Annotated in this window: 20 protein-coding genes; 1 reads left to right on the top strand and 19 read right to left on the bottom strand. The window is 50.8% G+C overall.

All coding sequences use genetic code 11. The features are described from left to right. Positions 1–27: 27 nt before the first annotated feature. From pepV to DL346_RS05400, 16 genes are all read right to left on the bottom strand, one after another. Positions 28–1,419 carry a dipeptidase PepV gene (gene pepV / locus DL346_RS05475; protein WP_112881030.1) on the bottom strand — a complete coding sequence of 464 codons (1,392 nt, stop codon included), beginning with the start codon at positions 1,417–1,419 and terminating at the stop codon, positions 28–30. A 30-nt stretch (positions 1,420–1,449) separates the two neighbouring features. Then, complete coding sequence (prpB, locus tag DL346_RS05470) at positions 1,450–2,355, bottom strand: methylisocitrate lyase (RefSeq protein WP_112881029.1); 906 nt, start codon at positions 2,353–2,355, stop codon at positions 1,450–1,452. A 16-nt stretch (positions 2,356–2,371) separates the two neighbouring features. Continuing rightward, positions 2,372–3,787 (bottom strand): bifunctional 2-methylcitrate dehydratase/aconitate hydratase, encoded by a 1,416-nt coding sequence (locus DL346_RS05465; RefSeq protein WP_165822434.1) that lies wholly within the window; start codon positions 3,785–3,787, stop codon positions 2,372–2,374. A 66-nt stretch (positions 3,788–3,853) separates the two neighbouring features. Beyond that, complete coding sequence (gene mmgD, locus DL346_RS05460) at positions 3,854–4,969, bottom strand: citrate synthase (protein WP_112881027.1); 1,116 nt, start codon at positions 4,967–4,969, stop codon at positions 3,854–3,856. A 33-nt stretch (positions 4,970–5,002) separates the two neighbouring features. Beyond that, positions 5,003–6,409: a dihydrolipoamide acetyltransferase family protein gene (locus DL346_RS05455; protein WP_112881026.1), complete on the bottom strand. Its 1,407-nt coding sequence runs from the start codon at positions 6,407–6,409 to the stop codon at positions 5,003–5,005. A 42-nt stretch (positions 6,410–6,451) separates the two neighbouring features. Further along, positions 6,452–7,432, bottom strand: a complete 981-nt coding sequence (locus DL346_RS05450) for an alpha-ketoacid dehydrogenase subunit beta (RefSeq protein WP_112881025.1) — start codon at positions 7,430–7,432, stop codon at positions 6,452–6,454. A 1-nt stretch (position 7,433) separates the two neighbouring features. Beyond that, on the bottom strand, positions 7,434–8,519 hold the full coding sequence (gene pdhA, locus DL346_RS05445) for a pyruvate dehydrogenase (acetyl-transferring) E1 component subunit alpha (RefSeq protein ID WP_112881024.1): 1,086 nt from the start codon (positions 8,517–8,519) through the stop codon (positions 7,434–7,436). A gap of 239 nt (positions 8,520–8,758) precedes the next feature. After that, positions 8,759–9,415, bottom strand: coding sequence for a GntR family transcriptional regulator (locus DL346_RS05440; RefSeq protein ID WP_112881023.1), 657 nt, complete (start codon positions 9,413–9,415; stop codon positions 8,759–8,761). 218 nt (positions 9,416–9,633) lie between these two features. Next, complete coding sequence (locus tag DL346_RS05435; RefSeq protein ID WP_112881022.1) at positions 9,634–10,557, bottom strand: DUF4432 family protein; 924 nt, start codon at positions 10,555–10,557, stop codon at positions 9,634–9,636. 52 nt (positions 10,558–10,609) lie between these two features. Continuing rightward, positions 10,610–12,079, bottom strand: coding sequence for a glycoside hydrolase family 28 protein (locus DL346_RS05430; RefSeq protein ID WP_112881021.1), 1,470 nt, complete (start codon positions 12,077–12,079; stop codon positions 10,610–10,612). Positions 12,080–12,111: 32 nt separating this feature from the next. Next, entirely contained in the window at positions 12,112–12,909 is a 798-nt protein-coding gene (locus tag DL346_RS05425) for a phytanoyl-CoA dioxygenase family protein (RefSeq protein ID WP_112881020.1), read from the bottom strand. A gap of 20 nt (positions 12,910–12,929) precedes the next feature. Continuing rightward, on the bottom strand, positions 12,930–13,775 hold the full coding sequence (locus tag DL346_RS05420; RefSeq protein WP_112881019.1) for a phytanoyl-CoA dioxygenase family protein: 846 nt from the start codon (positions 13,773–13,775) through the stop codon (positions 12,930–12,932). 69 nt (positions 13,776–13,844) lie between these two features. After that, a complete protein-coding gene (locus tag DL346_RS05415) occupies positions 13,845–15,458 on the bottom strand; it encodes a glycoside hydrolase family 140 protein (RefSeq protein WP_112881018.1) in 1,614 nt (537 codons plus the stop codon). A gap of 118 nt (positions 15,459–15,576) precedes the next feature. After that, positions 15,577–17,568 (bottom strand): type 2 periplasmic-binding domain-containing protein, encoded by a 1,992-nt coding sequence (locus DL346_RS05410; protein ID WP_112881017.1) that lies wholly within the window; start codon positions 17,566–17,568, stop codon positions 15,577–15,579. Between the two features lie 98 nt (positions 17,569–17,666). Continuing rightward, a complete protein-coding gene (locus tag DL346_RS05405; RefSeq protein ID WP_112881016.1) occupies positions 17,667–18,569 on the bottom strand; it encodes an ABC transporter permease in 903 nt (300 codons plus the stop codon). Positions 18,570–18,641: 72 nt separating this feature from the next. Further along, on the bottom strand, positions 18,642–19,613 hold the full coding sequence (locus tag DL346_RS05400) for a carbohydrate ABC transporter permease (protein WP_112881015.1): 972 nt from the start codon (positions 19,611–19,613) through the stop codon (positions 18,642–18,644). Positions 19,614–19,975: 362 nt separating this feature from the next. Here DL346_RS05400 and DL346_RS05395 point away from each other — a divergent pair, with 362 nt between their 5' ends. After that, positions 19,976–21,133: a trans-sulfuration enzyme family protein gene (locus DL346_RS05395; RefSeq protein ID WP_240633035.1), complete on the top strand. Its 1,158-nt coding sequence runs from the start codon at positions 19,976–19,978 to the stop codon at positions 21,131–21,133. 201 nt (positions 21,134–21,334) lie between these two features. Here DL346_RS05395 and yajC read toward each other — a convergent pair whose 3' ends face one another. Genes yajC through queA form a run of 3 tightly spaced genes read right to left on the bottom strand, consistent with a single transcriptional unit; the run spans position 21,335 to position 23,881 of the window. Then, positions 21,335–21,661 carry a preprotein translocase subunit YajC gene (yajC, locus tag DL346_RS05390; RefSeq protein WP_112881013.1) on the bottom strand — a complete coding sequence of 109 codons (327 nt, stop codon included), beginning with the start codon at positions 21,659–21,661 and terminating at the stop codon, positions 21,335–21,337. A 17-nt stretch (positions 21,662–21,678) separates the two neighbouring features. Beyond that, the gene (gene tgt / locus DL346_RS05385) at positions 21,679–22,812 is read right to left on the bottom strand and encodes a tRNA guanosine(34) transglycosylase Tgt (RefSeq protein WP_112881012.1); all 1,134 of its coding nucleotides are present in this window, start codon (positions 22,810–22,812) and stop codon (positions 21,679–21,681) included. A 22-nt stretch (positions 22,813–22,834) separates the two neighbouring features. Beyond that, positions 22,835–23,881: a tRNA preQ1(34) S-adenosylmethionine ribosyltransferase-isomerase QueA gene (gene queA / locus DL346_RS05380; protein ID WP_112881011.1), complete on the bottom strand. Its 1,047-nt coding sequence runs from the start codon at positions 23,879–23,881 to the stop codon at positions 22,835–22,837. Between the last annotated feature and the right edge of the window lie 4 nt (positions 23,882–23,885).

The following is a 23,885-nucleotide window of genomic DNA, read 5'->3' as shown; positions in this document are numbered from 1 at the left end:
CCTCTTATATACATTAGCTTTTTGTTTTTACTTCTCCAGATAGGATAATTCGAAAATGGCCTGCAAGCAGATTACGCCGTGATCCATCATTTCAGCGATCGGAATGAATTCATCGGGCTGATGCGCGCCGCCTCCCACTCCCGCTCCGAAAGCTACGCCCCGGTTTTGCATTTTTTTGGCATAGGTGCCGCCGCCGATCGAGAGCAGCTCCGTCGGTTTTCCCGTAACGCCTTCATAAGCGCGGCTAAGCATCCGGATCAAGGGATGATCCGGAGCAACGAATAAAGCTTGATTGTAGCCCGCTACCTCCATCTCGATCCCGGCATGACCAACCCGCTGCCGAAGCTTTGCCAGGACATCCTCTCCGCTGATCGTTACAGGATGGCGTATGTTAAGCGTCACTTCCGCCTCTCTCTCATCAAGGCGGATTTTCGCAAGATTAAGCGTTAATTCGCCGTGAACGGGGTCGCTGCATGCGATACCGAGCGATTCTCCGAACGTTTCGAAGCCGATGGCCTCTTGAATAAAACGAAGAAAATCCTCATCCGAGGAGATGTCGCTTATCTGCATCAGAAAGTCGACCATATGCGCAACGGCGTTAATGCCGGCTGAAGGCGATGCTCCGTGGGCGGTCTTCCCGGCGGCCATGATTTCAAGCACCGGTCCGTTCATCGAGCCAAGCTCGATTTGCGAATTTGTTTCCGCAAGCAGCCGGATGCGAGCAAGCTCGGCTTCGCCGTCCTCCTCCAGCGATAGCAAGGCGCGGCAAAGCTCCGGGACGACATTGGCGGCGGTTCCGCCTGCTATAGTCAATAAACGGGTTTGATGCCGTGCAGCCTTTCGTGATTGTTTCAATTTGATCACGTATGCTCCCTTTTCCGCATTGATGATCGGATAGCACGCATCAGGCGTAAAGCCATAGTCCGGAAGAGGCTCCTTGGCAAAATAATGATCCATGTCGGTCATCCCGTTTTCCTCATTCGTTCCGAATATGATCCGGATCCGTCTCTCGGGAACGATCCCTGAATCCTTCAACGCTTTAAGCGCGAATAAGGCAATAACGGCAGGGCCTTTATTATCGGATGCGCCGCGTCCGTAGATTTTACCTTCATGGATCTCGGCGTCGAACGGTCCGCAGCTCCATCCGCTGCCTTCCGGAACGGTATCCAGGTGAACCAGTACGGCCGTCAGCTCTTCGCCGGTTCCGTATTCGGCATGCCCTGCATAACCGTCCACGTTCTTGACGGCAAATCCCATGGATGCGCCTAACTCCAGCATATAGCTCAGAGCCTTGTCGACTCCTTCCCCGAACGGCTTCCCCGGAAGCGGCTCGGAAGCGACGCTGCGGATGCGGATGAGCTCCTGAATATGATGCACGATTTCCCGTTCATACTTTCGAATCGAATCACCTATTATCATGGCCTGCTCCTTGTCTTGACATAGTCGGATTCAACTTTCGGGCAATATCGTCTTCGCGATCGATTGATCCAAGCCTTCGTATTGGAAGTATTGGATCAGCTCATACAGCTCCTGGCGAGTTTGCATCCGGTCGACCATTTCCTTCTGGGAGCCCGTTTTCATAATCTCGGCGAATAACAGCTCGCAAGCTTTCGCGGCGACCCGCAGCGCGCTGACGGGGTAGATCACCATGCTGTATCCCATTTGCTGAAATTGCTCCGCCGAATAGTACGGCGTCTTCCCGAACTCCGTCATATTGGCCAGCAGAGGCGCTTTGATTTCCCTGCTGCAAGCCCGGAACTCTTTCTCGTCCGCGAGCGCTTCGGGAAAAATGCCGTCCGCGCCGGCTTCCACATAAAGCTTGGCGCGCGCGATCGTCTCCTCCAAACCGAGCACGCTTCGCGCATCGGTACGGGCAATGACGAGCAGCGATGGCGCCGCCTTCTTGATCATCGCGATTTTTTGGGCCATCTCCGCCGGATCGATCACTTTTTTACCGTTCAAGTGCCCGCACTTTTTAGGCAATTCCTGGTCTTCGATCTGAACGGCCGCGACTTTCGCCTCCACCATTTCCCTCGCGGTCCGCGCAACGTTCAATACGCCGCCGAATCCCGTATCGATGTCTACCAGCAGCGGAAGGTTGGAAGCACGCACCAAATCCCGCGCTCTGCGAGCCACCTCCTCGGATCCGACAATGCCGAGATCGGGAAGCCCCCTGCTGGCGGAATACGCCGCACCGGACAAATACAACGCTTGAAATCCGGTTTTTTTGGCGATCAACGACGTCAATCCGTCATACGCTCCGGGAATTTTCAGGATGGAATCAGACTGAATCAGCGCTTTGAATCGGTCTGACAATTGCTGCTGCGTGCTCTCCTCTTCAACGATCCATACCAAACCCTTCACCTCAATCCTAGATAACCAGCATTTTCATGAAGTCGGTCACAGATGTATTCTCAAGCCGGGTTAAATCGAGACACTGCTCCGCGATTTGATTGGCCTTTTTGCGGGGGAAGCGCGTCTCCATATTAGTAATAAACTTCTCTATCAGCTTTGGAATACCTTCTTCGCGCCGGTTCCGGTGACCGATCGGATATTCGCATACCGCTTCATTCGTTGTTGATCCGTCCTTGAAGCGGATTTGGATCGCGTTCGCGATCGACCGTTTGTCCGGATCCAGGTAATCCCGGCTGAACCGCTTGTCTTCGCGCACGGTCATTTTCTCCCGAAGCTTATCGATCCGGGCATCCTGGGCGGTATGGTCCTCGTAATGATCGGCGGTTAAATGACCGAACAGCAGGCCGATCGCCACCATGTATTGCAGGCAATGATCTCTATCCGCCGGGTTATACAGCGGGCCGGTTTTATCGATGATGCGGACCGCCGCTTCCTGCGTGGTGATCACGATTTCTTCGATTTCATCCAATCGGCTGATCGCTTGTTCATGCAGCTCGATCGCACACTCTACCGCCGTCTGCGCATGGAATTCGGCAGGGAACGAAATTTTGAACAGCACGTTTTCCATGACATAGGACCGGAGCGGACGGGCGAGCTTAATCTTTTGTCCTTTGAACAGCACATCCTCGAATCCCCATCCGGGTGCGGACAGCGCGCTCGAATATCCCATTTCCCCGCGCATCGTCATCAGCGCCAGCCGAACGGCGCGGCTCGTGGCGTCTCCGGCCGCCCAAGATTTGCGGGATCCCGTATTGGGAGCATGCCGATATGTACGCAAGCTGGAATTGTCGATCCATGCATTGGAGACCGCGTCGCTTATTTCCGCTCTGTCGCCTCCCAGCAGCCCCGCAGCCACTGCGGTGGAAGCTATCTTGACGAATAACACGTGGTCCAGCCCAACCCGGTTCAAGCTGTTTTCGAGCGCAAGCACGCCTTGAATTTCATGCGCCTTAATCATGTACTGAAGGACTTCCTTCATTAACATAGGCTCTTTTCCTTCAGCCAATCGCTGCCGGCTTACATAGTCGGCGGTCGCCAGTATCGCTCCCAAATTGTCCGAAGGGTGACCCCATTCCGCCGCAAGCCATGTGTCGTTATAATCCAGCCAGCGAATCATGCAGCCGATATTAAAAGCGCCATGAACCGGATCCAATTCGAATTGCGTTCCCGGCACCCGTACGCCGCCCGGCACGACGGTACCTGGCACGATCGGTCCAAGATGCTTCACGCACTCCGGATACCGCAGCGCCAAAATCCCGGAGCCGATCGTGTCTATCAAACAGTATTGCGCTGTTTCGTAAGCAAGCTTGCTTTCGATTGTCCCGTTCACGACATAGTCGGCGATATCCGCAATTACTTCGTCCAATTTCATTCTTCTGTTATCTTTTAAGTCATGCGCGATCACATTCACGATTGACATACTCTCCTTTATGTGAGATTACGGATGCAAATTTCTCGGCCCTGTATATTGGACGCGCGGTCTAAATAGACGATTGTTGCCGATCTGTTCCATCACGTGCGAGCAGAGCCCAATCGTTCTCGCCGACAGGAAGATCGGCGTATATAAGTCGATAGGAATGCCCAGCAAGAAATAAACCGGAGCTGCGTAGTAGTCAAGGTTCGGATATAACTTCTTCTCTCGCTTTATGACCTCCTCGCCAATGACGCACATATCGTACAGCTCCCAGTTTCCTATTTCATCGCAAAGCTTCAGCAGCGCCTCTTTCATGAACAATGCGCGGGGGTCCGCTTTTTTCATATAGACCCGATGACCGAAGCCCATAATCCGTTCCTTGTTCCGCAGCTTCTCCATGATAAGCGGTTCGATCTTGTGTTCCGTTCCGGCCTCCAGCAGCATTCTCATGACCGCTTCGTTGGCGCCGCCGTGCAACTTACCTTTGAGTGAAGCGGTTGCGCCCGTAACGGCTCCGTAGATGTCGGACAAGGTGGATGCGATGACTCTTGCCGTGAAGGTGGAGTTGGGCATTTCGTGTTCGCTGTAAACCATTAGCGATTGATCAAATATGCTTGCCTCCAGTTCACCCGGCGTAGTACCCGTTATCAAATAAAGAAAATTGGCGCTATAGCTGAGCTCCGGCCGATCCTCGAGCAGCGGCAAATTCTGCCCAGCGCGATAGCTGTTAGCTACGATGGCAGGTATTCGGGCCAGCAGCCGGATCGTTTTTCTGCGGTTCGCTTCCGGCGAATGATCCTCGAGCTCGGGATCGAAGCCGGCAAGCGCGGATATACCGGTACGCAGAGCATCCATCGCATCCATTTGGCGGGGCAGCAGCTTTAAGATCGCAAGCACGTTTTCCGGCAGCCCGTACTCCGCTTTGATCTCCCTCTCCAGATTGTCGCGCTCCTCATCCGAAGGAAGCCGGCTTTCAAGCAATAAGTAGACCAGATCCAAGTACTTCAGCTTTTTGGAGATTTCGATCAGATCGTATCCGCGAATGACGATTTCCTCATGCTCGACATCCAGGAATGAAATCGCGGTGTCGCATGCGATGATCCCTTCAAGCCCCGGCGTGAAATTTTGAACAGTTGCCATGTCCATCCTCCCAGAAACGGATTGAAATGCACGTTAGTTCTCCATCAGAATCAAATCGGGCTGCTCCATCATCGTTTTGATCATATTCAAGAAGCTTTGCGCCGTCGCCCCATCGACAATTCGGTGATCGAAGCTTATCGACAGCGACATCACCTGGGCTGCGACGATTTCCCCCTGTTTTACAACCGGCTTCTCGCTGATTCTGCCCATGCCCACGATCGCCGACTCCGGGTAGTTGAGTATCGGCGTAAAGAACATGCCGCCTGCCGAACCGATATTGGTAATCGTAATGGTGCTCCCTCTTAATTGCCCGAAAGTCAGCTTCCCCTGCCGCCCTGCGGTAATCAATCGGTTCATTTCCTCCGCGATCGACCATATATTTTTGCGGTCGGCATCTTTGACGACGGGAACGAGCAAGCCCTGTTCGGTATCTACGGCAATGCCTACGTGATAATTTCGCTTGATCACGATTTCATTCGTCGTCTCGTCAAGCGAAGCGTTCATCATCGGGAATTGCCGGCAGGCCGCAATGACGCATTTGATTAAAAAAGGAAGATAAGTCACTTTAACGGCTCGTTTCTCGGCATGGGACTTGATTCTTTCCCTGAGCTCCACCAGCTTCGTTACTTCCACTTCGTCCATGATGGTCGCTTGCGGGGCCGTATACATCGATTTAATCATCGCTTCGGATATCGCTTTGCGAATTCCTTTTAACGGAATTCGCTCTTCGCGCGGTGTCGATTCAGGCAAATCCGATTCAGGCACTGCAGCGATTCGGACAGAAGGCTGCTCTGCCGTCATTTGAACCTCCGGCTGATCATCAGATGTTTGCGCGTGAATGGTTTTATTCATCTGCTGTGCAGGTGCCGTCGCCGTCCAGACTTCCGGCTGATCATCAGATGTTCGCGCGTGAACTGATTCAATCATTTGCTGCGCAGGCGCAGCCGCCGGTGCACTTCCGGAAACGAAGCGCATTATATCGTCGCTTGTAATTCTTCCGTCTTTGCCGGTTCCAACGATATCGTCCAGGTCAACCCCTTGTTCTCTCGCCAGCTTCCGCACGCTGGGCGTAGCGATCGCCTTGCTTGATGCCTGCCCGCTTCCCGCTGCCTGAGGCAGCTTTGATACTTCCTGCGCTTCGGGAGCCGCATATGCAGTTTCAGGAGCTTCAGCCGATTCGCCCAATGCCTCAATCGCGCCTTCAGCCTCGAAGTCGACCAATAGATCGCCTACTTTAACTCTCGTTCCTTCCGATACCTTGATAGCGCGGATCGTTCCATTGACCGGCGAAGGGATTTCCACAATCGCCTTATCGCTTTCGACCTCCGCAATCACTTGATCCTCGACGACCCGGTCTCCGGGTTTAATTAACCAATTCACTATATCGGCTTCATGAATGCCTTCGCCGATATCCGGCAATCTATATTCGACCGTCGGCACGATCCAGCCTCCTTTGCTTGCCGCTCTTCTAGTGGTTCCGCATTAAAACTCCAATACTTGAATGATGGCATCCACTACGAAAGAAGGCGTCGGCAGCCATTCGTCTTCGACGGCTGCGAACGGATACACCGTATCGGGAGGAGCCACTCTGATCACCGGCGCCTCCAAGTGAAGCAGCGCCTTTTCGTTGATCTGGGCGATTACCTCGGCGGCGACGCCTGAAGTCCGCTGCGCTTCCTGGACAACGATGGCCCGATTCGTTTTTTGGATGGAAGCCGCAATCGTCTCGATATCGATCGGACTAATCGTCCTTAAGTCGATAACCTCCGCTTTAATGCCTTTCATCTTCAAGATTTCGTCGGCAGCCTGCAAGGAAACATGGACCATCGCTCCATAGGTGACGATAGTCACGTCTCCACCCTCCCTAACGACATTCGCTTGACCCAACGGGATCGTGTACGCTTCCTCCGGCACTTCGGTGCGTATGGAACGGTACAGCTTCAGATGCTCCAGGAAGATGACCGGATCATTATCCCGTATCGCCGAACTGAGCAGGCCCTTCGCATCATATGGATTGGAGGGAATAACGACCTTGACTCCAGGGGTTTGGAGCATGTAGCCTTCGAAGCTGTCCGCGTGGTTTTCCGGCGTTTTCACTCCGCCGCCGAAAGGCGATCGGAACGTGATCGGACTATGAAATCTTCCGCCCGAGCGAAACCGCATTCTGGACGCTTGGTTTACGATCGAATCCATCACCTCGAGCACGAATCCGAAAAATTGAATTTCCGCGATCGGGCGATACCCTTGCAATCCCAACCCGACCGCCAAACCTCCGATTCCCGATTCGGCGAGCGGCGTATCGAACACGCGCTCTTCTCCGTACATCTCCTGCAATCCTTCCGTCGCCCGGAAGACGCCGCCGTTCTTGCCTACGTCCTCTCCGAAAACCAATGTTTCGGGATCTCTTTCGAGTTCGACGCGCATCGCGTCGCGTATCGCTTGGATCATCGTCATTTGGGCCATGCTACTTTCCTCCTCTCGTTATATACCGGAGCTTTTGCTCCTCAAGGTGAGGCGGCGTCTTTTCGAACATGCTGTCGATCAAGCCGGCGACCGTCATTTTTTCCGTTGCATCCGCTTGTTTTAGCGCGTCCGTTATCGCTTGCTTGGCCTCCTCGATCATCAGCTCCTCGTCCCTATCCGACCACAATCCTTTCCGGCCGAGATATTTGCGGAAGCGCGTGATCGGATCTTTTTCTCTCCAATGCTCCACTTCCTCCTTCGTACGATACCGGGAAGGATCATCGCCGGCCATCGTATGCGGACCGTAGCGGTATGTCAGCGCTTCGATCAAGGTAGGACCTTGGCCTCTGCGCGCCCGTTCCGCCGCTTGTTCGACGACTTTATATACGGCCAGCACATCCATGCCGTCTACCCTTACCCCTGTTATTCCGGCCGCAACCGCTTTTTGCGCGATCGTATCCGCAGCCGTCTGCTTATGGAACGGGACGGATATCGCATACTGATTGTTCTGCACCATCGTGATCATTGGCACTTGGAACACGCCGGCGAAATTAAGGCCTTCGTAGAAATCCCCTTGCGAGGTTCCGCCTTCGCCGATATAGGACATCACGATATTGTCCGATTTCCGTTTCTTCATGCCCAGCGCGATGCCGGCCGCCTGAATGATTTGAGCGCCGATAATGATCTGAGGCATCAATGCTTGAACATCTTCAGGAATGCAAAAGCCTTTCTGATGTCCGCGGGAGTATAAAATAGATTGATATAATGGCAGTCCGTGCCAGACGATTTGCGGGATATCCCGGTAGGAGCCAAGAATAAAATCGTCTTTCCTAAGCGCAGCCTCGCTGCCGATCATACTGGCTTCCTGCCCGCCTACGGTCGCCCACAAGCCCATGCGTGCTTGGCGGGCCAAACTAATCGCTCTTTGGTCCCATGTTCGTGTAAACACCATTTTGCGCATGATGGAAACCAGCTGCGAGTCGCTTAATTTGGGCATCAGCTCCGGATTGCCGATATGGCCGTTTTGGTCGCATACCGAAACGATCGGGTAATCTTGTCTTTCCAATATCGATTTCGCAAGACTCATTTCGTTCACCCCTACCCATGAATGTCTACTGTCTACAATAAATATCCAAAAAAAAAGACTAAGAAACCTTTCGAAACTTCTTGGATATGCGAATCTAAAGTACCCGCTTTCATTTCCAAGATGATCCAGATCTCTTAGCACATCTTCATAGTAACGGGAATCAATGTCTACTGTCAACAATGAATTGAAAATAAAAAAGAGCTTGTATCGTTTGTCCGATCAAGCTCATTGCAATTGCGTTAATTCGCCAAATGCCGATAAACATCGACGGCTTTTTCGATATGGTGACGCATTTCTTCCTCGGCCTTGTGGGCATCGCCATCCGTTAAGGCTTGGACGATCCTCAGATGCTCATCGACCGTATCGATAAAATGCTGGTAAAAGTGCGACAAAATTTGATTGCGCATATACGCAACCTTAGCTTGAATAACGCTTGAAAGCTCGATTAATTGACGATTGCCTGAAGCCTCGATAACCAGCTCGTGAAACTGTTGGTCCAGTCTGCACAATTCGCTCGCATTTTGTTCGTCGATCGCTTTCCGTGTGTTATCAACGTTCAACAAAAGCTGATCCCTCATATCCGGCGTCATTCGATGCGCAGCCTGTCTAGTCGCTAATGCTTCCAGACATTCCCGGCATAAAAAAACTTCGATGATATCCTCTTTTGTAGGGTTGTAAACCTGTATCGGCCCTTCATTCTGGGTGAGTAGTCCATCCTGAATCAGCATCCGGATCACCTCTCGGACAGGACCTCTGCTAATTCCGAACATTTCCGCAAGCCTAAGCTCGGTAATCCGTTCGCCGGGCTGGAATTCGCCATTGGTAATCGAATTTTTCAAAAGAATGTATGCTTGCGAATATAAAGGCTTAACTTTGGAAATTGATGACCGCATCATCCTTCACACTCCACTTCCCAGTTCATCCTCACATTATACCATAAATAATTGGATCTTAAAACCAATTATGATGCAACACCGTCTATCCCGGATTACGGTGTAGACGGTTAGGATAATGTCAGTAAAATCAACTGGCGGACAGCTCGCAAAGAAGCCGGATCAGCCATTCTGCATACAGGATGATATACGAAAGCAAATGTAAGCTGATAGATTCAGAGTTAAATTGCTCTTTGATCAATGACGGCAAAATGCAGCTCGGAATGATGCGACGCATAAGGCTCGAACGCGATCGCCGTTCCCTTCTCCACATTGTCGATCAGCTTATGGGCGGGCGCGGATGAGAACATTTCCAGCCCGACATTGTAGTTGCAGCCATAGTATGGCCCGCCCTTGTTGCCGCCGAACTCCCGCCAGAACCAGAGACACGGCCAGCGCTCCTTGTCCCAGCGCACTTCCGCTCCTATCCCATCCGGGCGCAGAAGCCGGTACTTACCTTCCGTGACCGTATCGAACCAGCAAAATTCGTAAGGGCTCCCCTTCGCCGGCGTAACATACCGCGGCATTTCCTCCGCAGGCAGCTCGATCACCGTACCCGGCTGCAAAAACGGTTCGCCGAATGTGATGTGATGGCCCCAATCCGCATGCAGCGGCGCCGGCGACAGATTCGTGACCGTTTCCGAAATGGAAAAGCCGGCGTCGCCGCTTTTCATCGTGATGGTCTTCTCCAGCCGCAGCGGCATCGTTCTGCACGTATAAGAAAAGCGCACGCCGATGGCTTCGGGATCATCCTGTACGACGTCATAGGCCCACTCGACCAGGGCGGCTTCCCCATATCTAGGCATATTCATCCCTTCATGGTTATGGTCAGCGCTCAAACTCGGGAAAATTTCCTGCCAGCCCCCTTGATACTGGGATTGATAGTCCGCGAATATAGGCTCCTTCCGCCGCAGCCCGAGCTGCGTAAACCAGATGAAATCGGTGTCGCTCGGTTTATACAGCAGCTCTACCACATCCGAGCCTTTGCCGGGCAGCATGGTAAGCCGGAAAACTTCATTCTCCATGATGACGGCGGCATAACCTTTATAGATCAAATCGGTTTTGATTCTGCATCCATAATTACGGTCCGAGCCGATTGCGTTCATTGTCGTTTCACTCCATCTATGCGGAATATAGTCATTGAATCTAATCGTACGATTAAACCGTTACGATGTCTTGGCCGACATCGTCGGAATTTCTCACTGTTACGCCTCGGCTGCGATCGGCATGGAAAGCCAGGCTTGTCTCGGACTGTTGAGGCGCTTTGCCTGCGAACCCGTCCACGACTACGTCTTCGCAATCCTTAACCTCGATGCCATGCTGGAAATAGGAAGCAGGAGCGCCTTCCCAATGCAGCTGGAAATTGTGCACCTTCAAACCGCGGACATTCTCGGCGTACAGGCCGCATTCATGATGCTCGAACACGCCGAACTCGATATCGTCGATCGGTCTGAGGTCGATATTACCGCCGTATCGATCCGCCAGCTTGCTCTGGAGAACGTCGAAACGAACGTTGTCGAATACCACGTCCTCTATCACGCTGTCAGGGCACCCGTATACCAGCATTCCGGCTTCTCCTTTTGCCAGAATGTTGCTGAATCGAATTTGCTTTAAGGTACCATAGCCTTCTGCGCTGTTATGCTTGACCGACGACACGTGAATCGGCTCTCCGTGTCCCCACCAATGACCGGTATGCAAGCGGGTCTCGATGACGATATTGGAAAACACGATATTTTCCATCGCCCCGGCATCGCGCTGGAAAACGCCAATCCCGCGATTGGAATTTCGAATGATGATATTATTAAAGAGCATGTTCTTCATATCCGATTTGCCGTAACCGACTCGAATTGCGGAGGACCGGGAGATAAGCGTACAATTCGTCACCAGCACGTTCTCCGTCAAACTGCCTTCGGGACCATAGCCCGTAAACGCGAAAGAGTCGTCTCCGCATTCAATGTAGCAATCGGACACCCGGACATTGCTGCAGTTTTGAAAATGAATGCCGTCCGAATTCGGAATAAGGATATTGTTCTTAATCGTCATGCCCGATATAACGATATTGTTGCTGCCATGAAAATGGATGGTCCAATTGGGCGAATCCAATATAACGATATCCCGCAGCGTGACATTCTCGCATTGCATGAACTGCAGCGGATTTCCCGGGCGTTCGAGCTCCTGGGCGGGACCGTCCTCTACGCCATGATCCATGGCTCTGAACTTTTCTTTCTGCCGAGTCCTGGTTGCTACGTAATCCAGCGTACCCGGGTCGCCGACGCGAGGGCGCGTCTCATCCATGAATTTCATGCCTTGACAATGAATCGTTCCCGTGCCGGTTATAGAAAAGGATTTCGCATTGACCGCCCTGATTAGTCCGGCTCTGCTACTTGCCGCCGAAGTGTTGTTGATATGATAGTTCTCGACTTCGGGGCTGGCAAGCAGGACCGAGCCCGGTTCCAAATGTAAATTCACATAGGAAAACAGCTCGAGTGGCGTGCACGAATACTGACCGGGAGGTACCACGACCATGCCTCCGCCCTCTGCCCGACAGGCGTCGATAGCCGCCTTGACTGCAGCGGTATCATCATGGATACCATCACCGATAGCACCGAATTGTTTAATGTTGAACATTCCGATTAGCCTCCCTCGTTCACTTTCTTCTATTAATGAAGTTCCCTATACTCGGCCCCGCCGCACGGGCCTCCATCCTCGTTCGCTTGCAAGGAAACCTGCTGCCCGTCCCTTGAATACAAAGGCGCAAAATGCGACCCGATTCGGGTGATGGAGCTGCCGGCATAATGACATATGAACGAACGTCTGAACCGGTCTTTCGATTGATTGGGATAGGAGCCGTGGATAACGCTTCCGTTAAAAAAAAGCACATCGCCGGCCTTCATCCGCACGGGTACGGGCGACAAGCCGTCGGGAACGTCCACTTCGTCTTGGGTGAAGGATAATGCGGGATCTGCTTTGTGCGGACACTGAAGATCGAGGGTATTCGTTTGCGGCACGATATACAACCCGCCATTTGCTTCATCGGCGTCATCTAACGCTACCCATGCCGCGATGCAGGTCCCAGGTTCCACCTTCATGTAAAAGTTGTCCTGGTGAAGCGCCTGCCCCTTCGCCCCGGGAGGTTTAAAATAAAACATGCTTTGGCCGGCCAAGGGCTCCTCCTCCAAAAGCGAAGAGATGGCATCCATGATTTTCGGATGCAGCATGTAGCCCATTACTTTATCGCTTACTTTATGAGGGTGCATCATGCGCGGATACAATTTGAGAATGTCACCGTCGGCCTGTTCTTTCGGCACTGGTGCGAAACAGCCGGGAATCGGTCCCGCGGCATGCATTTCCATAAAGGTGGCAAGCATGTCGTCTTTTTCTGTATCGGTCAATAGAGAAATGACGACAAATCCGTCCTCCGCATAACGTCTCCTTTGCTCCGTCAGCGAAATCGCCATACGTAGGTCCCCTCTCTTATCTATTTCTTGATAGCCGCCTTATCGGCCGCCGCCCATTCCGCCCATTGAATATCATCGGCCACCCTAAACCCGCTGTTCGCCCGTTTCTCAAGCTGTTCGTCTATGCCGAACAAACGCAGCGTACGATGGTCATTGCGCAGCCGGGCTTGCTGAACGATCTTCTGCACGTTCGGCCCGCTGTGGTTATCGGTGTGTCTCAACCAGGTGCGGTTATAGTACACGCTGAAAAAATAACGGTTTTTCCCGCTTGTATTCGGCGTTCCGGTATGGAGCAGCATATTATGGGTAAACACGACGTCGCCGGCTTTTGCGTAAACAATCACTTCATCTTTATGAGGGACGAAGATTTCTTCGTCTGTTAGGGTGATCGGTTTCCGATGGGAACCGGGGATGACCCGCAGCGGGCCGTAATCATCGTCCAGATCGACCATGTAACTGATCGCATTACACGAAAGCGGACTTTCATAGCGCTCCGTAGTCGGCACCTTTCCCCAGCGATCGCGATGCCAAAGCGCCACCTTATTACGCGCTTCTTCTTTACTGACGTTACGTTCGCCACCGGCAATCGTTAAATTATCGAGCTGTACGAAGGGGCCCATAACCATCTCGGCAAAATCTAGTATCTCCGGATGCGATACGATAGGAAGCATCTCCAAGGGAGCCAGCTCGCATGTGCTGGCAAACCAAGTCGTTAAGGTTCCGTCTGCGTTCCTCGGCGTATTCTGCTGAAGCTCATGGTATTTTCTGATCCAGCCGTCTGTCGTTTCTTTGCTGTGAAGCCGCTCGAAAACAGTGTAGCCTAGCTCCTTATATTCCTCGTAACGTTCTTTTAAATCTTTGGCCATGGAATCTCCACCTCCGCTAACTTGAACATGATCCAGCCGGCGCCTCAGCTTAAGCCATCCCGAAAATGATTACGCTCTCCGCTTTAATACGAGAATCCAATCCTGAAACACGCGAGGCTTAGGAGACATCCAGCTGCTACCTTCAGGGGTCACTTCGCCCAATTCGAATTCTTCGCCCGTAATCGGATCGATATGAAAAGCCTCGTATTTCACGCCATCCTCAATCCCGTTAATCTTGACTCCGCTCCATGAGCAGCCGCCCAAAAACGGCAGGAAAATAACTCGGATTTGCCCGGCAATGCCAGCGGCAAAAGGCTTAACCTGCTTACGTCCCGGATGATCGATCCACTCCTGATGCGGCTCGAACTCCCACCAATTGTATTTATCGAGAATTTTCTTGCCGATCCCTACGTGCAGAGAGCCTTTGAATTGATAGGCTTCTTCCCAGGTCGTATTTCCCCAGGTCCCTCCATGTGGAGAAGCGCCGTAGATCTGCTGCTTGGAATTAACCTGCCAGATGCCGTTAGCTCCATAGGTATGGCCGCATGCCCCGCTCAGCACGCAGGACCAGAACAAATACCGTTGAATATCTTCGAAGCTTGTTGCCCCTAGACCTTCGTAGCAAACCTCACTGTTGATAACGGGCAGTCTCGGCTTGCTCTCTACCGCTGTTTTGATCATTTCGTACGTATTATCGAAATCCTGAAAGCCGGAATGCCCGGTCTGCAGCATATCCAGGTCCAGCAATGCTGGATCGTCCACCATCTTATGTCCATAATTGGTCGGATGAATCGTAATCGGGCGTTGAAACGGATCCTTGCTCTTGATCGAGCGCGTAAGCTCCGTCCATTCCTGGCGGATTTGTTCAATATACACGGCGTTTTTGTCCGGATCATGATGGGCTTCCGAGAGGTAGAAAGGCATTAACGCTTCGCCGGCCATACACCAGAAGACGTTATATGCGCCATAACGGGCCAATAAATAATCCCAGTGCTTCGTTATCGCTTCTTTTCCGGCGTAGTCCAGGTAATATCCCCAGCATCCGACGATACATGGCACGAGTCCGGACTCGACCAGGTGCCCGATCTTCTCGTCGGCCTTATCGAAATAAGCCGGATTAATGCGCGTGAAATCGTCATTCCAGGCAAGCCCCGCTTCGTTCGCCCCCCTTTGATCAAGAGGATTCATATCGGGGAATAACCCGGCAACCAGTTGGACAACCGTAAAGCCTTTCTTGACTCTATCGTTAACAAGAAGCTGAAAGTCGTCAGGCCAAGCCAAACGTTTCGTAAGCGACATCCACCACGTATCGGCCAACCAGAAGAAAGGCGTACCGTCTACGTGCTCAAGATGCGTTTTATTCGCCGAGCTGCGCAGCGCGCCATGTTTGTATAACGGATTGTCCCCTTCGTATGCGGTGACTTCAATCGTGCCCGTTTGCTCGTTTAACGCTTCGTTTTTGGGATCAGAACTAGTCGTTATGTACGTATGAAGCCCTGTTTGGGCCGACGAATATCGGATCCTCCATACATTTCCGCCGCTCCAAAAGCCAAAAACCGTCTTTTCATTCCCATTAGGCTCGGTAAAAACGGCTTTCACTTGAACCTCATTAAACGGATCCTGATACGATTTGACCGATGACAATACGATTTCAGCCACTCGATTTTGCGTTACAGTCTTCATGCTCAACCTCCACCTTGGTTATGATTAGGAATAAACGTCCGTAAAACGGAGAAAAGAGGAATAATCACCCGGAATCAGACAATTATTCCTCTTATTTTTGGTTACTCAGCGCTCGATTTTACTTTTTTACTTTTTCAATTTCAGGCAGCATTTTGGCGTAGAGCGTTTTCCACCGCTCTTCCATCTTCTTCTCTTCATCTTTAAAGCCGCCGCCATCCATGACTTTCATGTATTTCGCGTAGTTATCATCGAATTTATCCGGTTTTTGAATGATCGCTTGAACGACGGCAACTTTAGCGGCATCACTGTAAACGCCGTTTGTTTGATCGGCCTTCGCCCATGCGCCGTCCGGATCCAGCTCGCCCCAAGTCCAGCCGACTTGATGGAAGAAAATTTGCTGATCGCTATGGTACTTGGAATTAAGCTGCAGCACAACGTTATCCAAGTTCACTTCCGGATTCGGTTCGGCTGGATAAACGAATGCAGGCTGATAAGGATTGAACAAACCTTGAACGCCGAACGTTTCCGCGTTCCAAGCTTGAGCGCCGATGCTGGAATTGGTTTGAGGGTCATACATGCCGTAGTAATTGCCGTCTTTCTCGCTCTTAACGCCCCTTACGGCCCAATCTTCCAGCGCTTTGTATTCCGGCTTGAATCTTCTGTCTTCACCTGTTCCGGTAGACCATTCAGGAAGGCCCCACGCTCTAAGTTCGGCAGCTTCTTCACTCATGTTCCAATCCAGCCAATTCAAAATTTGAATGTACTTCTCATCCGACACCTTGGCATTGATGCCAACGCCCAAGCCGGATCCATCAAGGTTCGCAGGGAAATAAGTAAGGTCTTGGTATTTATTGTTCAGCTGATGCCCCGGGAACAAGGAGAGAATACGATAACCGTAGCCTCTATTCTCTTTCTTGGACAATGCTCTTGCATCATTGACTGGTCCCCATTGATTAAAGACAACATACTCGCCGTTGATGATTTTGGCGTTCAATTGATCGTCTTTTTGCACGAATGTACCAGGGTCAAGAATTTTCTCTTGGTACATCGTATTCCACATTTTGATATAATCTTTCCATTCGTTCGTCCACGGGATGTACGTCATGACGTCGCCTTTAGTTGAACGTTCTGCCGTGAAAGACCACATATTGCCGGTAGCGGAGTACATCGACCAAAGGATGGAGTTTACGTTCTGCGAACTCGATTGTGGATGTACGTACGTCTTTTTGTCTCCGACCTTAATATCAAGGGCTTGAACTTTTCTGTAGAAGTCAAGCAGCTCCGCTTGATTGTGAATCGGGATATCATTCACATCTTCATAAGTCAGTTTTGCGCCGTTTGCGTTATACAGATCTTTTAGTTCTTGTTCGGTTTTCGCATTCGGGAAAATTTTCTTCAAGACATCGTCACGAACATACTGGTAGTACGGCTTTTCACCGACTCGATTGGCCCACCATTTCGTTGTTAGATACGTAGGAAGAGCTGCTTGCGACGGCATGCTCGGCATCCACCACATTTTCCCGTCGGCATCCAGGTTATCCTTATACAAATCATCGATGTTGCCGCCCATTTTTTCCAGATAGGCTTTGAATCGAGGCATATACTTCTCGATATCTTCTTTCTTGATTTCACGCAGCTGATTGTTTTGTTTCATCAGCTTATAGGCGCTGTATTGCGGGCCCAATACGCCGTACAAGTTAATCAGATCCGGCAAGGTATCGGCAACGATTTGCTTTTGCCAGAATTCATCGCCGGATTGCCCGGCCGTAACTCCGACAACCTTCACGCTTACCTTCGTTTTTTCTCTCCAAATCGGGGTTAATACATCTTCCGTTGCGGTTTTTCCGCCTACGGGAAGATCACCCAGCATGGTGATTTCAATCGGCTTGAAATTTGCGGCAGGATCATTCGGGTCGCTCGAATTTGTACTCGTTTGATTTGAATCGGTACTCGCTTGATTCGAGGTATCATTCGTGCTGGCATTATTCGTAGTACTGTTAGTCGCACTGTCCTTAGCATCATTCGTGTTGTTATTTGACGAACAACCTGCCAGCAGCACAGAAAATACTAGAACGAAACTCAATGTTATTCCCAGCAGCTTCTTCCCCACGTTGACAATCCCCCTAAAATGGTTTTATACAATCCGCACTTGAAAAAGCTTGTTTGCCCGGTACTCTACGTACAATCCAAGATTGCGAAATCGGTCCATTAAATAATGGAAGTCCCGCTTGTTTTCTTGCCGTAGTAGTTTGCAATGTACAGTAGGATAAAACTAACCAGCCCTTGAAACAATCCTACCGCGGTTGAAAATGAATACCGTGCTCCCAAGATTCCTTCGTAGTACGTGAATGTCGAGATCGTGTTCGTCTGATCCTGGATGACTTGGTTCTGCAAGTTAAATATTTGGTCGAAATTGCCGCCGATAAGCCCAGCCAGAGAGAAGATCAACAGCACGACTGTAGTCGGTATAAGACCGGGTAACGTGATATGGAACATTCTCCGCCAGCGGCCGGCGCCATCCATCGTAGCCGCTTCATACAGTTGAGGATCAATCATCGTAATGGCGGCCAAGTACAAAATACTTCCCCAGCCTATTTCCTTCCAGGTCTGAGTAATGATGAGGAGAGGCAGGAAAATGTTGTTGTCTTGCATATATACCGCTCTTTCGGTCCCAAAAACGGTGGTCATCAAATTGTTAACAAGTCCTGTATTGTCATAGCTCAGAAAGATGTAGGTCAGACCTGCGACGGTTACCCAAGAAACGAAGTGAGGTATGTATGAAATCGATTGGGAAATCTTCTTAAACAGATTACTGCTCACTTCGTTCAACAATAGGGCTAAGATGATTGATGCCGGAAAGCTGAAAAGCAATATGGTAATGTTATAGTAAATCGTTCGAACAAGAAGCTCGTAAAACCAGCCTTCCCCTAAAAAGGCGAAGTTTTTAAATCCAACCCATTTGCTTCCTAATCCCATCCACCCTGCAAAAATGTCATAATCCATGAAAGCGATTATGTTGCTGAAGAGCGGCAAGTAATTAAATAATAGGGTCAGAATAAGCGCCGGAATTAAGAAAAGGTAGAGTACATAATAGTTTTTCAATGCTTTCACTGGAAGTCCCTCCGCGGAAAGGTTGATAGATTTGCGTCAAAACAAGCTGCTTGTATCGTTTTTCCCTTGTAGTTAGGCTTTGATTGCCCCTACCATCATACCTTTGATGAAAAAGCGCTGGAAGAACGGGTAAACAAACAGGAGCGGCAAGGTTACAACCATAAGCGTACTCATCTTGAGAACTTCAGGCGTCGGCACTGCGTCTTTCACTGTAGGCACCGTTCCGGAGAATTGCATCAGATTAATCATATCTGATCCTTTGTTAGCGATAACGACCAGATAGAGTACATACTGCAGGACATACAATTTCTCCTCATTTACATACAGCAGATTGGTACCGAAGTCCAACCAATGGCCGACAATCGAGAAGAACAGCATCGCAGCGAGAATCGGCTTGCATAAAGGAACGATAATCTTGATGAATATTTGATAGAATCCCGCGCCATCAATCATCGCGGATTCTTCGACACCTTCTGGAATTTGCTCAATGAACGTACGGATGATAATCATGAAGAAAAATGAGAATGCGCCGGGGATGATATAAACGAGGAAGTTGTTCAATAGACCCAGCTTAACCATAACGACATAGTTGGAGATGAGACTGCCGCTGATAAACATAGGAATCATGAGAAAATAAAGGATCATGCGTCTGCCGGGCAAAAACCGTTTGCTCAAGGCAAACGCCGCTAGAAGCATCACGCAGATTGAAAACAGGGATCCGAGAATCGCTCTGCCGATCGTCACGAAGAACGCGCTTTTTATCATCGGGTTGTGGAACACGTAATTGTAATTGTCCCAAGTAAAGTCACGAGGCCAAAACCAGATCGGTCCTTTGGCGGCGTCTATTCCCACATTGAAAGATAACACTAGAACATACCAAAACGGATACAGAGTCACCAAGCAAAGAAGTAAAAGTAAGGTAATGTTGCAAATGTTAAAAATTTTCTCGCCGGTTGTCGTACGGATCTTATTCTTTGCTTTGGGAATGACTGACGTCTTCGTTAATTGATGTGACTGGGCTTCCATCGCGGGCTCTGCTGCCATGGCCAATCCTCCTAAACATAAAATGTATTCGCTTACAAAAGTGAATCATTTTACTAGATGCCAACTAACTTCAAATCGCTTTCCAGATTTACCCTCTTGTATGGTTTTCATGGTAGCACGTACTTTTGTATACTGTCAACAATTATTCGGCGGTTAATCATATTGTCTGACTATAAGCCGTTTGGGTGCCTGTGAGAACTAGTTTAGCACAACTTTACCGATTCAGGGTGCTTTTTATTTCCTTCTATCGGATTGACAACAGAAACCGGCTTGCTTTATGATACTAAGTGATATGCTTTAACGTATGACGATATGATCATTAGATGGATGTTCGATAAACTCTGTTATCGAGGGGGATTACCTTGCAGTCTTCATCCCGCGACTCACTAAAAAAATCAACCGAAGCCGTTCATGAAGAGCATGATGCCAAACACTACGGTGCGGTTAAAATGCCAATCTATCAAAACTCCTTGTTCACCTATTCCAGTTATAAACAATTTATCAGCGCGATGGGCGGACAGCCCGACACCTATATTTATAGCCGCGTCAATAATCCGACCGTAAACGTTCTCGAGCAAATGCTCGCAAAGCTGGAAGGCGGCGAACAAGCCCGATGCTTCACCTCAGGGATGGCCGCCATCTCGACTGCTATTTTGTCGACCGTCAAAACGGGCGATCATGTGATTTGTATCGATCATGCCTATTCTCCCGCTAAACATTTTCTGAACTCCTACTTAAAACGTTTTGAAATTGAGAATACCTTCGTTAGCGGCACTTCCATAACCGACATTGAGCTTGCCATACGAGAGAATACCAGCCTGTTGTATATGGAAACTCCCACCTCCTATTTTCATGAACTGCAAGACTTGCAGGCTTGCGCGAGCTTGGCGAAAAGAGCGGGCATCATTACAATCGTGGATAACACATGGGCCACCCCTATGTTCCAAAATCCTTTGAAATACGGCATTGACATGGTCGTCCATTCCACAACCAAGTATATCAGCGGCCATAGCGATGCGCTGGGCGGTGCTGTAATCGGCTCAAAGGAAATGATTCAAAAGCTTGAGTATACCAGCCTCGGCAGTATTATGACACCGCAAATCGCGGATCTTACCATGCGAGGCGTAAGAACGCTGCCTGTCAGAATGAAAACGCATCAAGATACCGCAAACAAGCTGGCACACTTTTTGCAGAGCGTTCCGCACGTTCGAACCGTTTATTATCCGGGCCTTCCTTCGCACCCGCAGCATGAGCTTGCTTTAAGACAAATGCAAGGCTTTAGCAGCCTCGTATCTTTTGAAACCGATCTATCGATTGATCTCATGCAAGAATGGGCGGACTCGCTTAGACTCTTTCGAATCGGCGTGAGCTGGGGGGGCTACGAAAGCTTGGTTACTGTTCTTTCCATGCCAGAGTCTTCCGGCAGTTTGGTACGTCTCTATCTAGGCTTGGAAGATCCGGAAGATATCATCTCTGATCTAACAACGGCTTTTAATAAACTTATCTTACGCGACCGGTAGGCTCCTACTAAGTAGATATGAGTAGGTCTTGAAGGGCTGCTCTACATAAACGGTCTATGTCTCCGTAAGCTGCGAGCTGTGCTAACAAAAACAGGCCAACCCGTATTTTCTGGTTGGCCTAATAATACGAAACAAGCCCGCGTGCAACGCGGGCTTGTTTCGTACAATGTTCTTGTCAACCGTCAACTCCATAAACGGTTGTTAAGCTTTAATATTCTCGTCTTCTTTCTTCTCTACCGCTGGTGCAGCTGGCGTAGCCGCTGCAGCGCTGCTCGAGACGACGGTGTTGATCGCGCTGCGGTCAAATGTGATCTTCGTTGCATCGTTGACGCGAAGGACAATGACATCATCCGAAATCTCCATAATCGTTCCATGCATACCGCCGATCGTCACGATTTTGTCGCCCTTCTTCAGCGCGCCCAGCATCAAGTTACGCTGCTTTGACTTGCGCTGCTGCGGCCGGATCAGAAGGAAATAGAAGACCGCAAACATAAGTACGAATGGGAGTAAGGAAGCTGCTCCTGACATTAAATTCACCCCTTTCCTTAAAATCCTTTATCGTTATCGTTCAGGCCGTACTTGTCAAAAAATTCATTGCGGAAATCTAGCAGCCGGTCTTCCATGATCGCCCCTCGCACCCCGCGCATTAGCTCTAGCAGGAAGTGCAAATTGTGAATGGTCGTCAGCCGGATACCGAACGTTTCATCCGCTTTGATCAAGTGGCGAATGTATGCGCGCGAGTAGTTGGTGCAAGTGTAGCAGCTGCATTCCGGATCGAGCGGGCCGAAGTCCTCCATGAATTTGGCGTTGCGAATGACCAATCTTCCGGAACTCGTCATCGTCGTGCCGTTGCGGGCAATTCGCGTTGGCAGCACGCAGTCGAACATGTCGACGCCGCGTATCGCGCCTTCCAGCAGGGCATCCGGCGAGCCTACGCCCATCAGATAGCGGGGCTTGTTAGCCGGCATCAGCGGAACCGTACAATCGAGCACGTTATACATGAGATCCTTCGGTTCTCCGACGCTAAGTCCTCCAATAGCATACCCCGGGAAATCCATGGAAGTCAACTCAGCCGCGCTCTGACGGCGCAGATCCTCGTACATGCCGCCTTGGATAATGGCGAACAATCCCTGGTCCTCGGGACGGGCATGGGCTGCCAGGCAGCGCTCCGCCCATCTTGTCGTTCTCTCCAGCGATTTCTTCACGTACTCGTAATCGGCCGGGTACGGCGCGCATTCATCGAAGGCCATCATGATGTCGGAGCCGAGCGCGTTCTGAATTTCCATCGCTTTCTCCGGCGAGAGGAACAGCTTGTCTCCGCTCAGGTGACTCCGGAATTCGACGCCTTCTTCTTTGATCTTTCGCATATTGCTTAGGCTGAACACTTGAAACCCGCCGCTGTCGGTCAGAATCGGACGGTCCCAATTCATGAACTTGTGCAGCCCGCCCGCCTTCTTCACGATCTCATGCCCGGGACGGATAAACAGGTGATAGGTGTTGCTTAAAATGATATGAGCGTCCAGTGTCTTCAGCTCTTCCGGGCTGACGGTTTTCACGGTCGCCTGCGTGCCTACCGGCATGAATGCAGGCGTCTCGATAACGCCGTGCGGTGTATGTACGCGTCCTAAACGCGCTCCCGATTGCTTGCATGTCTTAATTAGCTCGTATGTAATTGCCACTCGTTTACGTCCTCTTTCTGTCCTAGTAAATGAACATCGCGTCTCCGAAGCTGAAGAACCTGTATTCCCGTTCGATCGCTTCCCGATATGCTTTCATAATGGCCGAGCGCCCGGCCAATGCGCTTACGAGCATGACGAGCGTTGACTTCGGCAGGTGGAAATTCGTCAGCAGCGCATTCACCAGCTTGAATTCGTAGCCGGGAAAAATAAAAATATCGGTCCAGCCGCTGCAAGCCTGCAACCGTTCATACGCAAACCGGGCGGCAACGGTTTCAAGCGTTCGCGCGGAAGTTGTGCCAACGGCTACGATTCGGCCGCCACGGTCCTTCGCCGCTTGAAGCATCGCTGCGGTTTCTTCGCTTAACTCATAATACTCGGCGTGCATCTTATGCTCTTCCACCGTATCGACCGACATCGGCCTGAAGGTGCCTAACCCGACATGAAGCGTAATATAGCCGATGTGGACGCCCTTCGCCTGCAGCTGTTCCAGAAACGGCTTCGTAAAATGCAAGCCGGCCGTCGGAGCCGCAGCAGAGCCTTCGTGCTTGGCATAGACCGTCTGATAACGCTCGCGGTCGTTCAGCCGCTCCTTGATGTAAGGCGGAAGCGGCATCTCTCCGAGCTTATCCAGCAGCTCGTTGAAGATGCCTTCATAATGGAACTCGATCTCGCGTGCGCCCTGCTCTCCCTCTGCAATTATGGTAGCCCGAAGCAGCGGCTCCCCTGTCCCGTCATCGCCGAAGGATAGCTGAGCGCCGGCCCGAAGCCGCTTGCCCGGTTTAGCGAGCGTCTCCCACCGATCGCCGGAGAGCTGTTTAAGCAATAGCAGCTCAACCTTGGCGCCGGTGTCGGATTTGATGCCCATCAGCCTCGCCGGCATGACGCGCGTGTCGTTCAGAATCAACGTATCGCCAGGCTGAAGCAGCTCGGAGAGCTTCGTAAACGTATGATGCTCCACTTCGCCGGTAGCGCGGTTCAGGGTCAACAGCCGGGAGGAGGTTCGATCCGAAAGAGGAGTTTGCGCAATCAGATGCTCCGGCAAATCAAAATCAAATTCTGCTACATTCATCAAT

It is taken from the genome of Paenibacillus montanisoli (assembly GCF_003268025.1).
Classification (GTDB): domain Bacteria; phylum Bacillota; class Bacilli; order Paenibacillales; family Paenibacillaceae; genus Paenibacillus_Z; species Paenibacillus_Z montanisoli.
Note: the sequence above shows the minus strand (reverse complement) of the source record. Positions and strands in the feature narration are given on the sequence as shown.